Genomic DNA, 13,627 nt, shown 5'->3' on the forward strand with positions numbered 1-13,627 from the left:
GCCACGAGCGGGGCGCAGTACGCGGTCGCGGACCCGGAAGGCGAGGAGGCAGATGTCGGTGGCCAAGGCCCTGGAAGGGGCCATCATGCTGGGGCGGTTGCGAGGGCGCGACCCGGTCGCGGCGACCGGCGCGGCCGACGTCGCGTGGTGCGGAAGAATCCTCGCCACCGGCGCGCGTACCTGGCAGGTCGCTCAGGGCCTGTTGCCCTGGGAGCTGACACCTCTGCGTCCCGCTGTCGGCCAAGGAGCGGGCGGCCCCCGCACCACCGTCCACGACGTGCTGTCGGAGGCGACCGAACTCGCCGACCGGATCACTGACCTCGGGACGCGGGCGCCCCGTGGCGCCTCGTCTTGGAGCGGGCGGCGCCTTGAGCATCAAGCAAGCGAAACGGGCGGAGCGACATGGTGACGGACAGCAGGACGTGGGCGCCGACACGGAGAGCTGCCGCTTCTCTTTGGAGGACTGGGATGCGTGAAGCACCTACAGAGTCAGGGCGGAGGAGGCATCGTTGGACTGTGCCCCTCCTCGTAGGAGCTCTCGCCGTAGCGGGCTGCTCGACGGCCGGACCCGGCGGCCCTTCGAGTCAGGAGGGTTCGTCGAAGGCCGTGTCCACTCAGCAGGCGAGCGCGTGTTCGCTGATGGACACGGAAGAACTACGGGGGATCTTCGGTCGCTATGGCAAGTACGAGGCCTTCGTGGGCACGCGTCCCGACCCCATCGACGGCAAGCGCCCATGGGGGTGCACGTGGGGCAACCCGACCTCCTATGCGAGCGTCCAGGAAGTCAGCCGAGAGGACTACCGGAACCGCCTGGGGGCACCGGGCGTGCAGTTGATCCCTCAAGGCATGGCAAAAGGAGAGTCGTTCGCAGTCCGGTCCGCTGACGACGAACCCATGATGTTCGCTTTCACGGTGGGTGCCCGGCACTTCCTCTTTGACGTGGTCCCTTCCCGCGACGGCGACTACCCGCAGTTCGCGCAGGACGAAATCGGTCAGAACCTGCTCCGACTCCTCATCCCGGCCATGGAAGACGCCCTTACGTGATCGCGTTCCTGCGTCGGTCGAGGCCGACCCGCACCTGCGAGGAGCCCGTATGACAGCCCCTTCGGATCAGCTGCGTCCTGCTCTCCTGCCCGCCCGTGAGCGTTCCCGCGCGGTACTTGTCGGTTCCAGCTTCGGCCTGGGCTCTTCTGAGGCGGCGGACGTGACCCGCCGCTTGGCAACGGAGGCGCTCACCAGTGAGGGGTCCGGTGGTGGCGCGTTCCGCCGGGAAAACACCACGCTGCTCCTGGACCCGGAGCGCCCAGCCGATGTCCTCGGTGCCGTCCGGCACGCCGCAGAAGCGGCATCAGACGTGCTGCTGTTCCAGTTCGCCGGGAAGGGCTTCTACCACGAGGAACGTCTGTTCCTCGGCGTCGGGGGCACCGACCCGTACCGTCTGGAAGACACCGGTGTCAGCCTGGAAGCGGTTGCCGACATCATGAGTGCCAGTCAGGCGGCCCGCCTCGTCGTCGTCCTTGAGTGCGGCTACCCGGACGTAGCCGCGTCGGCGTTGGCCACGACGGCCCCCAGGGTGTCCGTGCTGGCCGGACCGTTGAGTTTCGGGTTCAGCGATGATCCCTTCACCGAGACCCTTGTGTGCGGGCTGGTGAAGGGAGTTCAAGGGGGGCCCGAGGTACTGGACCTGCTCACCCTCAAGAACGCGATGGAGGGCGCCTATACCGAGACCCGCTATTGCGTGGAGAACGAATACATCGGAGCACCGTCTCGTGTGGTGCTGCGCGGCGGCGGGGACGTTGCCCTGGGCGTCAATCCGGCCTTCGGAGCCCCGGAGGGCAACGGCGCGCTGCCCCCGCATCCGGATGCCGTCGACGACTGGTGGCTGGGAGAGTGAAAGACCTGTTGGCGGCAGCGACCCCCGACCCGGCCCTGGTCGGGGCGGCCCGCCGCAGCTACCAGCCGTGCGGCAGCCTGCGGGTGCACGGCGTCTGCCGGGAGCCGGTCATCAGCGCCACTGGTCTCCACTGACGCTGATCCAGCCGCCGTCGCCCAGCCTTTGGACGCATCACCTGACGCCACGGTGATGAGGGTCGAGAGGTTGACGGTAGGTCAAAAGCCTTGCGCTTCGGGGCGCGGCTGCTGATCGTCCGCCGCTCTGCCGTGGTGCCGGCTCTTCCCGCCGTCGAGGTCACCGAGGTGGCGGCGGACGGGTCGGGTGAGGCCCCCCGTAAAGGACGCTTCCGCCCCTGGCAAGGCGGCCTCCGCTGCCCCGGCCAGGACGAGGACGGTACGACGTGAGCTCAGGAGAGTTGACCATGCGGGGTGCCGTACGGCGGCTGGCGCGGGGCGCGGCCGCGAGCGGAGGGGTGGTGAGCCTGGCCCTCGCCGGGTGGCTGGTCTGGCTGGTGCCCGGACCGCAGCTGTCCGCGGTGCTCGGCTTCGGGCCCGTGGACGGTGTCGTGTTGATCACCGAGTGCCATGACTCCCACGATGTGGACGGGAACGTGTCCGGCACGGACTGTACGGGCTCGTACGCCTCGCGCGGAGCGGATGAGCCGGCCCGCGGGATCCTGCTGCAGTCGGCCGCCGAGAAATACCCGTCCGGTACGGCCGTGGAGGTCCGGACTGCGAGGGGACGGGCGTACGAACTGTCGAGCTCCGCCGTCCAGGATTTCGGTACCGTCGCCGGGCTCCTGCTTGTCCCGTTCCTCACGCTGTCGGCCTGGCTGTTCGCCTGCGCGCGGCACGCCAGGCTCGAGAACGCGGAGGGATACCTGTTCGCGGGGCTGGGCGGGCTCGTCGCCGTCCTGGTGCTGAGTCTCGTGACCGCCTTCCTGGTGGGCCTCGTCACCGCCGTCCTCTGACGAGTGCCCGGCCTGGCCGATCGACGGCGCGCGGATCGACGCGGATCCTGTCCGATCCGCCGGGAAAGTGATGCTGCAGCAGTTGCTGGGCCGGGGCGGGATGGGGGAGGTGTGGGCGGCCCGCGACAGCGTGATGGAACGTCCCTTCGCGATCAAACTGCTCCAGCCGCATATCGGGACGGCCGAGGATGAGGAACTGTTCTTCCGCGAGGCCGGCACGGCGGGGGGCGTTAAGCCATCCAGGGATCGTCACCGTCCACGATCTCGGACGGGACGGCGACGGCACGCTCCACCTGGTGATGGAGAACGTTCCCGGCCGGAACCTGGGCATTGTGCTGCAAGACGGCCTGCCGCCGGTCGCGGACGTCCTGACGTGGACCGCGCAGGTCGCGACGCGCTGCACGCTGCGCACAGCGTCCGCATCCTGCACCGCGACCTCAAGCCCGCCAACCTGATGCTCACCCCGGCGGGCAGTGTGAAGATCCTCGACTTCGGCATCGCCCGCTACATCTCCACCCAGACCCTGGCCAGCCGCGTCGTGTCGAGGCAGAGTCGACGGGGCCGAGGTCGTATGACGGCCGGCGCGGGGCCGGCTCGGTGGCCGTCCAGGACGATGTCGACTCCCACGGTCCGGACCAGGCTCCGCGGCCGGTCGCGGTGATCAGTCCGCCTGCGGCAATGCCCCCCTGCCTCACTCCGCGAGATCATGCCGGCCCCGGACACGATCACACGGGAGTGGGCCAGGAACCTGCTGGTGCACAGTGCTGGGCAGAGGTGCATTCTGGAAGTTGGCCATTCCGGTCATCGCGGACCGGCGGCGGCGAAGTGAGCCAGGTACGCGAGAGATGAACGCCGACGACGCCGACAGGCAAGGGTCATCGCGAACCAGGGAGCCGATCATGCCATCCCTACACTTCCACGTGAACTCCTCGTTGAGCCCGGACGAGGTGATGGGCGTGCTGACGAACTTCAGCCCGTCCCGTGTCGAGGAGTGGTCGTCCATCGATGCCGAGCACTTCCAGGTTCACGAGCGGGGTGACACCTGGGCGGAGGTGACCGAGGGGAACGACAAGTCATGGGAGCGCGCACGCTACGAATGGGACCCCTCGACGAACAGGGTCACCGTCACCACTCGTGACTCGGTGCCGTTCGGCTCGGGGGGCTGGCGGTTTCAGATGACTCCCACGGACGACGGCACCAGCGTCGACGTCAGACTCGAGCGGCACCCCACCACGTTGAAGTCGAAGGTGATGTCCACGATCATCCCCTTCGCCGGGCCGGTGTTCCGTAAATCCTTCAGGGAACCTCTGCGCACGAGGTAGTCGTGTGGTCGCTGAAGACGCACCCTTGTCGAAGTCTCCGAGGGGAGCCCTGCATGACCACGGCGAAAGACCTGTTCATGATCGCCATCGACCCGGAGCGTGCCGTGGGACAGGGCGACCTGTCCCTCGCCCTCGCGGGAGCCGAGCTGATCGATCTCATCCGTGCGGGGACGGTCGGCCTGGACGGCGACCACATCGTGCCAGGTGGGCCGCCGCCGCTCGACGACGGGTTTCTGGGTGAAGCTGCGGCAGGTCTCACTCGGCAGCAGCCCTACGAGCGGGTCGAGGACTGGCTGTGGCGTCGGGGCCGAGACCTCTCGGCCACGTACCAGGCCGCACTGGAAGAGAGCGGTGAGCTGACTCCGCAGCGACGCAGCCGGTGGCCCTTCGGCTCGAAAAGCCTGCAGCCGGTCGATACGCCCGCCCGCCGCCGCGCAGCAGACCGCTGGAAACACAGGGAACCCGTGCTGACCGCCCTCGCCGCGGCCGTGGGCATCGACGACGAACGATCCGATGACGGGACCGGCCTCGACGACGAGGCGGTGACGCGTGTGGTGGCCGCCGTCCACGACGCGGTGAGGGAGCTGGAGGCCGTGCGCCAGAGGCGGACCATCGAGAACGCGGCCTTCGCCAACATCTGGCGCGGGCCATGAGCCGAGCCCCGTGCCAGGAACACTCAGAAGGCGGTCAGCCTTCGCTGTCGAGAGTTCGTGACCCCTGCAAAGGTGCGAAGTCAAGACCTACGGACCGACGCGCCAAGAGGACGGTCCGGAAGCCGTCCACCTTCCGCTCCGCGATCCAGTACGTGGCAGAGCCTCGTCCTGAGGCACGGATCGTCGTGCTTTGGCGAGTGTCGGCTCGATCGGGGGGCGGCGCCATTCCGTCACGTAGGCCATCTGGCGGTCGACGCTTGCCCCTAGTGCGGGCATGCGTTCGGCTGGCAAGCGGATGTCCGAGCACCCCTCTTCCGCCCGGCCTGCCCAGATACCCGGCCGGAGCTGCGTCAACGGAGGCCACATGCCCATCTGCACTACCCGCGACGGTGTCGAGATCTTCTACAAAGACTGGGGCCAGGGACGTCCCGTGGTGTTCATCCACGGGTGGCCGCTCAACGGCGACGCCTGGCAGGACCAGCTCAAGGCCGTCGTCGACGCCGGATACCGCGGAATCGCGCACGACCGCCGCGGCCACGGACACTCCACGCCCGTCTGGGACGGTTACGACTTCGACACTTTCGCCGACGACCTCAACGACCTGCTCACCGACCTCGACCTGCGGGATGTCACTCTGGTCGCGCATTCCATGGGTGGCGGCGAGCTCGCGCGCTACGTCGGCCGACACGGCACGGGGCGGTTGCGTTCGGCGGTGCTGCTGTCCGCCATCCCGCCAGTGATGATCAAATCTGACAAAAATCCCGAGGGGGTGCCGGAGGAGGTGTTCGACGCACTCAAGAACGGCGTCCTCACCGAGCGCTCCCAGTTTTGGAAGGACACTGCGGAGGGCTTCTTCTCGGCCAACCGCCCCGGCAGCAAAGCCACCCAGGGCAACAAGGATGCCTTCTGGTACATGGCGATGGCGCAGACCATCGAAGGGGGCGTGCGATGCGTGGACGCCTTCGGTTACACCGACTTCACCGAAGACCTGAAGAAGTTCGACATTCCCACCCTGGTGGTGCACGGCGACGACGACCAGGTCGTGCCCATCGACGCCACCGGCCGCAAGTCCGCCCAGATCATCCCGAACGCCGAGCTGAAGGTGTACGAGGGCAGCTCCCACGGCATCGCGATGGTGCCGGGCGACAAGGAGAAGTTCAACCGGGACCTGCTGGAATTCCTCCACAAGTAGAAAGCCCAGGCCAAGCAGCCGCCTCGGACAGCCGCAGGGCAGCGGATCGAGGCGACAGCGAACGCCGCCGTGTCGTGATCGGTGCCGATGGTGACCCAGCCTGGGCGCGGCCACGTCGTAGATCCCGTACGGAATCGCCTCTTCGGCTTGGCCGGGGAAGTCGTGCGTATTGACCTTCACGGGTTGCTGGGCGGGCCGCCACTCTTGCCCGGCATTCTTGTAGTCGCCGATCAGCTCCTTCTTCTTGGTGTCCACGCTGAATACCGGCTCACCAGCGGCCCTGCGATCTCGTGCCTGCTCGTCGAGGTAGCGGAACTGGGCGTCTCGGTCCGGGTGCTGAGCGCCTTCGATGGTCTTGGCGTTGGCCGGTAGACTGAAGCCTTCCTCCCGCAGCAGGGCGGCGACGGTGTCGGCGGAGACCCGGTGGCCGTGCCGGGTCAACTCCGCTGCCAGCTTCCGGGTCGACTTCGTCGTCCACCGCAGCGGCGACATCGGATCGCCCGCTCGTCGGGCTCGACCAACCCGCGCCCTCGCCCGGCAGCTCGACAAGGTGAATCTCGAAGGAGTCGTCCTGGCGGAGGCCGGAAGAAGGCGGGCGAGCTCGTTCTGACGGACTGTTCGCAGGAGGAGATCGAGCGGGTGGTGCGGGCGCCGGATGCCGCCGACGCTGATCAGAGCGGCGGTCGGTGAATGTGCGGCGGATCCGGCGGCCTCGCGGGCGGTCCTGGTGGGCGGCCGCCAGGAGCATCTGGAGCCGTTGCCGGCTGTTTCGAACAATCTGCAGGCTCTCGCGCGCCTCTTGTGCGGCCCGTTGTCTGTGCGGCTGCCCGCCCGGCATGTGACCGTTGTCGAGGATCCGGTGGCCGCGCACACCGTGGTGGGCGCGATGAGAGCGGCGGCTGCCGAAGCCACCGACACGCTGATCGTCTACTTCGCCACTCCTGGACTGCTGCTTCAGTGGCCTGGCCCTGGGAAGGATGAGCGCCCAGTCACCGTTTGCGGACCAGGCTGCGGTGGAGGGCAGCTTCCTGCTGGCGGCCGCGGCTGAGACCCGTCCTGTCCTGGCGCCGTTGGGGTAGACGCGCGTACGGCCTTTCATGGGAGTGCTGCTCGACACGCTGCGCAGTGGGATACCCGGCGGTCCACGCTGCTGGATCTCGCGGCTGTCGCCCGACACGTGCGTCTGCATCCGGAGGCCAGGGGGCACCCTGTTCCGCAGGCGAGGGACCGCAACAGCGGCGCTCAGGTCGCGCTCGGACGCAATCACGCGGTTCTCCCCGCGGCGCCCGTCCCCGCTATGCCCGGTGGGGACACCGGGGAGCGGTCGTGGCCGGATCCGCGTGCGGTCCGTACCGTCACGGGATTTCGCCGCTCTCGCGGAAGTGCGTGTGGTCAGTGGTCCGACTCACCAGGCGGTCAGTGAGCGCTCGGCCGGACGCATAGCGGCCGACACCGGCAGCAGGCTGCTCAACCGCAGCACAGTTCCCGCCATGGGGAGTACAACGTCCGCTGCCTGCGGTGCTGCGGATGTTCGCGCCGACGCACCTGGACCGAGGCGGTGAGGCGGCCCGCGCACCTCGCCCGAAGCCGGCTCGCCCCGGCCGGACATGACGGTGGGGCGGCACCAGGCCGCCCCACCGAACCCCCGTTGCCCGATCGGCTCGCTCAGCGCAGGAGCGTGCCGAAGCGGGCGCCCGTGGCGGGCGCCGAGAGGTCGCCGGCGCCGAACGCGAGGGACGACGTGGCCGTGAGCCCGGTCGCCGTGCCGCGCAGCACCCAGACCGCACCGTTCCAGTTGTTCTCGGCCAGGGAACCGGCCGCGAGGTCGGCGTGGCCGTCACCGTCGACGTCCAGCAGCGCGCTGCTCGCGCCGAACTGGTCGTCGTTCTCGGCGACTCCGGGTACCCCGGCGGTGTCCTGGTGGAAGGTCTGCGTACCGGCGCCCGTGACACCGGAGGCGCTTCCGGGGACCAGGGCGACGGACCCGGCGTCGGTGATGTCGCCGATGTCCTCGCCCGGGATGCCGAGCGCGATGTCGCCGAAGCCGTCACCGTTGACGTCCGCCACCGAGACCGTGGAGCCGATCCCGTCGCCCTCCTCCTCCACGCCGGGGAAGCCGGGCAGGTCCTGGTCGAATATCTGTACGCGCTCCTCGGACAGGCCGGAGGCCGATCCGAACGCGATCTGGACCTTGCCGCCGTTCCAGGAGTTGCCCACCACGACGTCGTCGAACCCGTCGTTGTTCACGTCCCCGATGCCGGTGCCCGTACCGGTCGCCGTGCCGTCCGCGGGGACCCAGCCGCTGGTGAAGCCCGTGCTGCCGCCGCCGAGGAACAGACGGTTGCCCCACTGGCCGTCGCCCGCGTACTTCCAGGCGACGATGTCGTCCTTGCCGTCACCGTTGACGTCGCCGGTCCGGGTGGAGCGGATGGGTCCGCTGATCGAGTCGCCGTCCTCCTGGCAGCCGCCGTTGGTGGCGCAGGACGCGTCGCCTGCGTCGTAGCCCCACCAGTCGGCCTTGTCCAGCAGCGGGAGGGTGGCGGTGGGCTGTCCGGCACGGGTGACCGGGCCCTTCCACACGGTGGCGTCGCCGCTCGCCGGGTCGTCGCCCGCGCCGGACAGGTAGGAGAACAGGGCGAGGTCCGTCTTGCCGTCGCCGTCGAAGTCGCCGGTCGTGGGGGACTGCCCGTACCCGGGTATGGCCGTGCCGCCGGTGAGTCCGGAGGCGGAGCCCCAGAGGATGACGGAGCCGGGGCTGCCGCCCGAGATCACCAGGTCGCTGTAGCCGTCGCCGTCCAGGTCGCCCTTGGTGAAGTTGGTCCCGAAGCGCTGGTTCGCGGTGGCGGAGCCGGGAACGCCGCTGGTGGAGCGGCTGATGAGCTTCTTGTTCGCGGCGGAGACCCCATTGGCGGAGCCGTACGTGACGGCCACGTAGCCGGCTTTGGCCTTGCCGGAGATCGTGGCGTCCGGAGCCGACACGACCAGGTCGGCGTATCCGTCGCCGTTGAAGTCGTCCTGCGTGTCCGCGGACCCGGTGGCCGCCAGCGCCGGGCCCCCGGTGAGAGCCATGGCGCCGAATCCTCCGGCGAGCAGCACCGCGGCTGCCAGAGGTGCGGTGAGCGCGGTACGGGTTCGGCGGTGTGCTCGGGACATACGTGAGCCTTTCGAGTCGGTCGGTCTGTACGCGGAAGGCCGCGTTCAGTGGGTACGACTCGAGCCGGGCGCTCCCAGTTGTACGTCCCAATGTCATGGATTCGTAACCGAGGAGACAGGCGTGGCGCTGAACTCCCTTGTTATCGCGGGGAGTTCAGCGCATGTCACCGTCGGTCCACAAGATCGCCTCGACCCGCTCGGGGTGATCGATGAACGGGTTCTGAGAGGGCGTTTATGCAGGTCAAGCCCTGTGTGCGGCTCTCGCTCCTGCCCCACTTTGAGGGTCTTCATGCCATAGGCGACGAATGGCGCTCCCCAGGTCGGATGCTCGGCCATCCATCTCGTTCGCTTCCGCACCTGCAAGTCCGTCTGGTTTGAAGTTGCCGCGGAATCGCCCAATGAACAGCGGAACCGAGCCCTCCGCCTTGCCCGTGATCACGCTACGCCGTGAGCGAGCACAAGCCGTACCCCAGCGACCTGTCCGACGCCCGACAGGCCCTGAACGAGCCGACGTTGACGGCCTGGAGAAAGGCCCGACTCGACCGCAGACCAACCGGACAGCCGGCCAAGGTCGATTTACGGGACGTCTTCAACGCGATCCTCTACGTGAACCGCACCGGAATCCCCTGGAAACATCTCCCGCACGACTTCCCGAACCACGGCACCGTTTACGCCTACTACGCCGCCTGACGCGATGAGGGAATCTTCGCCCAGCTCAACGATGACCTGACCGGACTGGCGCGCGTGAAAGAGGGGCGCAAGCCCGAGCCGACCGCATCCGTGATCGACACCCAGAGCGTGAAGACTTCCACCAGCGTGCCCGTGACCAGCCAGGGAACGGACGCCGCGAAGATACCCGACCATCTCCAAGAGCTGGGCGGACACCGGCTTCAAGAATGCCGTCGTCGGGCACGGCGCCACCCTCGGAACGACGTCGAAGTCGTCAACCGGAATCGGGAGACCCGCGGCTTTCAGGTCGTGGAGACGTCGCGCGCCCGCGGCCTCGACGCCGTACTCGTACGCGCCACGCGAGCCTCCGCACCGTGCCGTGCCAGAACAAGGCGGGCCGTACGGGCCATGGCCTCGTCAACCATCTCACCTTCGAAGACAACGGCGCCCGTGCCTTCTCGCTGTGCCGCCTCGACCGCCGCGATCAGCTCTGCGCAGCGGGCGAGTTCGTCGGGGCCGGGGGAGAACACCTCATTGATCACGGGGACATGGGAGGGATGGATCGCCATCATGCCCTCGTAGCCCAGGGAGCGGTTCTGTTCGGCGAAGGCACGCAATCCCGGCAGGTCGCCGATGCGCGTCCACAGTCCGCCGACCGGGCACGGCACTCCGGCTGCTCTGGCGTCCAACAGAACACGGGAGCGCAAGTCCACCGTTTCGGTTCCCTCAGGGCTCCAGCGGTAGCCGACGGCGCGCTCCACATCGCCGCCGGGGGCTGTGAGAGCGCCCAAGTAGGCGATGCGTGAGGCGGCTCGGGCGATGTCGTAGGCCTCGCGCAGACCGCGCGCCGTCTCCAGCAGCGGCACCAGGGCGACCCCTCCCCGTGGCAGGCCCTGTTCCTGTTCGCACCAGCCCAGCAGCCGGTCGGCAAGCCTCACGTCCTGAGCGGAGCGGACCTTGGGAAGGACGACACCGGCGAGCCCGGGCCGTACGACCGCGCGTAGTTCCTCGGCCCCCGCCCAGTCGTCCAGCGGGTTGACACGGACGAACAGCGCCATCCGTCCCGCCTGCTCGGCCGGCGTGGCTCCGGCCTGTGCGACGGCGTCGGCCACCTGTGAGCGGGCGGCGAGCCTGCCCGCGGCGGGCACCGCGTCCTCCAGGTCGAGGATGGCCGCGTCGGCGCCCGCCGCCCGGGCCTTGGGCAGCCAGTCGGTTCTGGTGCCGGGGACGAAGAGCAGGGAGCGCAGCGGGGGCCGTTCTACCACTCCCTCGTCCAGCTCGGCAGAGCTCTCCGAGGACCCCCTAGATGACATTGCTCTTCTTCAGGTCGGCCAGTTCTTCCGCGCTGAGTCCGAGCCACTGCCCGTAGACCAGGTGGTTGTCCTGCCCGAGGGCGGGCCCCGTCCGCCAGACCCGCCCGGGGCGCTGCCGGAAGTGCGGGATCACCGCCTGCATACGTACCGGACCGAGATCGGGGTCTTGGACGGTGACGATGTCCTCGCGTTCGGCGTACACGGGGTCGGCGGCGATGTCCGCGGCGTCGAACACCCGTGAGGCCACGACTTCGGCGCGAGCGAACTCCTTCAGGCACTCGCCGGTGACGCGCTCCGCCACCCAGTTCCGCAGGTTCTCGTCCAACTCTTCGCGTCGGTCGTACTGTTGCCGGGCCGTGGTGAACTCCTCCTCGGGGAGGCCCAGCAGGCGGGCGATGTTGCGGACCGATCGCAGCGTCGCGGAGGTCACCGTGATCCACTCGCCGTCGCGGGAGCGGTAGGTGTTGATCACGGCCCCTGGGGCGACCGCCAGCTGGTTGCCGGAGCGCTCGGGTACGCGTCCCAACTGGTCGTGGACGATCACCTGCCACTCGACCAGACGGAACAGGGACTCGAAGAGAGCGAGGTCGATCCACTCGCCGTCGAACCCGGGGTCGTGGTCGCGGCGGTGAAGTGCGGCGAGGACGGCGTAGGCGCCCATCAGGCCGGTCACGGCGTCGCCGTGCGAGAAGCCGGTGTGCACGGGCGGGCCGTCGGGAAAGCCGGTCAGGTGGACGACACCGCTGCGCGCCTCACCCACCTTGCCGAAGCCGGGGGCGTCCGCCTGTGACGAGGTGGCGCCGAAGCCGGAGATCTGCAGCAACACGGCCCGGGGGTTGATCCGGTGCACGGAGTCCCAGTCGAGACCCCAGCGGCGCAGGCGTCCCGCGCGCAGGGTGACGATGACGACGTCCGCCCAGGCGACGAGCCGGTGGGCGACGAGCCGGCCGGCCTCGTGGTGCAGATCGAGGGTGACCGAGCGCTTGTTGCGGCCGGCGACCTTGAACCACAGCGGAACACCGTCACGTTGGGGCCCCATGGCGCGGGCCGCGTCGCCGGCGCCGGGGGGCTCTACGTGTACGACGTCGGCCCCTTGGTCGGCGAGCATCGAGCCGGCCAGCGGACCGGCCACCACATGGGCGAACTCGACCACCTTCAGCCCGTGTAACTGCCCGCTTCCGGTGGTGTTCCGCTCGTCGTCCGACACCGCTGAGCTCCCTTGCCCTGCTGTTCCGCGTGGGTCCCCGACAGCGTCGTCCGCGTGGGTGCGGCACGGCCGTCGCCGTGTCCTCAGACTGCCGGAGCGGAGAAATGCCTGTCGAGCAACAGAAGGCCATCAATCAATGCGGAAAACGCATGAATCGGGGGAGCCGGTACCAGTACGCGGCTTCAAGCCCACGAAACACCGGGCGGAAGTGGACGCCCCCGGAGGCGGAACTCCTCGAGCGTCTCCAGGAACCGCTCCGTCACGGTGGGGAGCGTTCGTCGGGCGCGCAGCGCGATGTCCAGGCGCCGGTCCACCACAGGGTCCACCAGAGGACGGCAGACGACGGGTCCGGCACCCATCAGCGGAAGCACGAGGGCTGGCATCGCCGACACCCCGAGGCCGGCGGTCACCAGTCCCCCCACGGTCGCGATACTGCCCGCCTCGGCCGCCGGCACCGCGTGCACGTCGATCTGGGCGAACGCCGCGTCGGTGAGCCGGCGCACGCTCGAGTCGCGCCCGACGGCCAGGAACGGCTGACGAGCCAGGTCGTCCCAGGCGATCTCGTGGCGGTCGGCCAGCGGGTGGCCCTCCGGCAGCACCGCGACGAAGCGGTCCCTGACCAGGGGGCGGTGCTCCAACTGCTCCGGCGGGTTACCGACGGTGGTGATCGCGAAGTCGGCGTCGCCGGACAGGACCCGGACCAGTACCGACCGCTCCAGGCCGTCGAGGAGTCGGACCGCCACCCGGGGCCGCCGCTCGCGGAAGTCGGAAATCACCTGTGGCAGGAGCACCGCCGCGACGGAGGGAAGAGTGGCCACGGCGACCGTTCCCGACTCGCCGAGCAGGTATCGCCTGAGCTCCTTCATGCCCGCCCGGTGAGCGGTGACGATCTGCTCAGCGACCCGCAGGGCCTCGACTCCCGCCGCGGTCAACTGCACGTTGCGGGTGTCCCGTTCCAGGAGCTGAACGCCCAGTTGTCGCTCCAGATCCGCGACCGCGCGGCTGAGCGAGGACTGGGACACATGCATCTCCGCGGCGGCCGCGGTGAAGCTCGCGGCCCGTGCGACGGCCGCGTATGCCGCCAGTTGACGCAGGGTGGTGGCCTCCATGGCCGACGAGCATAGGCTCACCCGCCCGGATTGATGTGCTTATCGCATGGACAGATCTCGGTTTGATGCTGGACACCGATCCGGTAGTGCTCCGAAACTCTCGCGTAACACCTCGGCCTGCCCCCGCCCGGCTCCGGCCCACCGC

The 13,627-nt window shown here is 69.1% G+C and carries 14 protein-coding genes and 2 pseudogenes; 11 read left to right on the forward strand and 5 right to left on the reverse strand.

The window, feature by feature from the left end:
- The first annotated feature begins 52 nt into the window (after positions 1-52).
- The 10 genes from ACZ4Z3_RS27120 (at position 53) to ACZ4Z3_RS27165 (ending at position 6,031) form a co-directional block, all read left to right on the forward strand.
- Positions 53-409 (forward strand): hypothetical protein, encoded by a 357-nt coding sequence (locus ACZ4Z3_RS27120; RefSeq protein ID WP_468503450.1) that lies wholly within the window; start codon positions 53-55, stop codon positions 407-409.
- Positions 410-606: 197 nt separating this feature from the next.
- Complete coding sequence (locus tag ACZ4Z3_RS27125; protein WP_468503451.1) at positions 607-1,044, forward strand: hypothetical protein; 438 nt, start codon at positions 607-609, stop codon at positions 1,042-1,044.
- Between the two features lie 49 nt (positions 1,045-1,093).
- A complete protein-coding gene (locus ACZ4Z3_RS27130; protein WP_468503452.1) occupies positions 1,094-1,894 on the forward strand; it encodes a hypothetical protein in 801 nt (266 codons plus the stop codon).
- 8 nt (positions 1,895-1,902) lie between these two features.
- A complete protein-coding gene (locus tag ACZ4Z3_RS27135) occupies positions 1,903-2,028 on the forward strand; it encodes a hypothetical protein (protein WP_468503453.1) in 126 nt (41 codons plus the stop codon).
- A gap of 90 nt (positions 2,029-2,118) precedes the next feature.
- Positions 2,119-2,298 (forward strand): hypothetical protein, encoded by a 180-nt coding sequence (locus ACZ4Z3_RS27140; protein WP_468503454.1) that lies wholly within the window; start codon positions 2,119-2,121, stop codon positions 2,296-2,298.
- Entirely contained in the window at positions 2,295-2,864 is a 570-nt protein-coding gene (locus ACZ4Z3_RS27145; RefSeq protein ID WP_468503455.1) for a hypothetical protein, read from the forward strand. Before ACZ4Z3_RS27140 ends, ACZ4Z3_RS27145 begins: the two co-directional genes overlap by 4 nt.
- Before the next feature lie 373 nt (positions 2,865-3,237).
- Entirely contained in the window at positions 3,238-3,525 is a 288-nt protein-coding gene (locus ACZ4Z3_RS27150) for a protein kinase domain-containing protein (protein WP_468503456.1), read from the forward strand.
- A 184-nt stretch (positions 3,526-3,709) separates the two neighbouring features.
- Positions 3,710-4,186: an SRPBCC family protein gene (locus tag ACZ4Z3_RS27155; RefSeq protein ID WP_468503457.1), complete on the forward strand. Its 477-nt coding sequence runs from the start codon at positions 3,710-3,712 to the stop codon at positions 4,184-4,186.
- Positions 4,187-4,239: 53 nt separating this feature from the next.
- On the forward strand, positions 4,240-4,839 hold the full coding sequence (locus ACZ4Z3_RS27160; protein WP_468503458.1) for a GOLPH3/VPS74 family protein: 600 nt from the start codon (positions 4,240-4,242) through the stop codon (positions 4,837-4,839).
- 364 nt (positions 4,840-5,203) lie between these two features.
- Entirely contained in the window at positions 5,204-6,031 is an 828-nt protein-coding gene (locus ACZ4Z3_RS27165) for an alpha/beta fold hydrolase (protein WP_468503459.1), read from the forward strand.
- A 41-nt stretch (positions 6,032-6,072) separates the two neighbouring features.
- On the opposite strand, the pseudogene ACZ4Z3_RS27170 reads toward ACZ4Z3_RS27165, so the two are convergent.
- Both ACZ4Z3_RS27170 and ACZ4Z3_RS27175 read right to left on the reverse strand, forming a co-directional pair.
- Positions 6,073-6,552, reverse strand: a pseudogene (locus ACZ4Z3_RS27170) (ISAzo13 family transposase); the annotation flags it as partial.
- Between the two features lie 1,144 nt (positions 6,553-7,696).
- Entirely contained in the window at positions 7,697-9,184 is a 1,488-nt protein-coding gene (locus ACZ4Z3_RS27175) for an FG-GAP and VCBS repeat-containing protein (protein WP_468503460.1), read from the reverse strand.
- Between the two features lie 447 nt (positions 9,185-9,631).
- On the opposite strand from ACZ4Z3_RS27175, the pseudogene ACZ4Z3_RS27180 reads away from it, so the two are divergent.
- A pseudogene (locus ACZ4Z3_RS27180) lies at positions 9,632-10,168 on the forward strand (transposase); the annotation flags it as partial.
- Here ACZ4Z3_RS27180 and ACZ4Z3_RS27185 read toward each other — a convergent pair.
- The 3 genes from ACZ4Z3_RS27185 to ACZ4Z3_RS27195 all read right to left on the reverse strand — a co-directional run bounded on the left by ACZ4Z3_RS27185 (position 10,156) and on the right by ACZ4Z3_RS27195 (position 13,482).
- A complete protein-coding gene (locus ACZ4Z3_RS27185) occupies positions 10,156-11,166 on the reverse strand; it encodes an HpcH/HpaI aldolase/citrate lyase family protein (RefSeq protein ID WP_468503461.1) in 1,011 nt (336 codons plus the stop codon). The pseudogene ACZ4Z3_RS27180 and the gene ACZ4Z3_RS27185 overlap by 13 nt on opposite strands.
- Complete coding sequence (locus ACZ4Z3_RS27190) at positions 11,156-12,373, reverse strand: CaiB/BaiF CoA transferase family protein (RefSeq protein ID WP_468503462.1); 1,218 nt, start codon at positions 12,371-12,373, stop codon at positions 11,156-11,158. Before ACZ4Z3_RS27190 ends, ACZ4Z3_RS27185 begins: the two co-directional genes overlap by 11 nt.
- A 182-nt stretch (positions 12,374-12,555) precedes the next feature.
- Positions 12,556-13,482: a LysR family transcriptional regulator gene (locus ACZ4Z3_RS27195; RefSeq protein WP_468503463.1), complete on the reverse strand. Its 927-nt coding sequence runs from the start codon at positions 13,480-13,482 to the stop codon at positions 12,556-12,558.
- Positions 13,483-13,627 lie beyond the last annotated feature (145 nt).

The organism is Streptomyces sp. NPDC030296 (genome assembly GCF_055572815.1).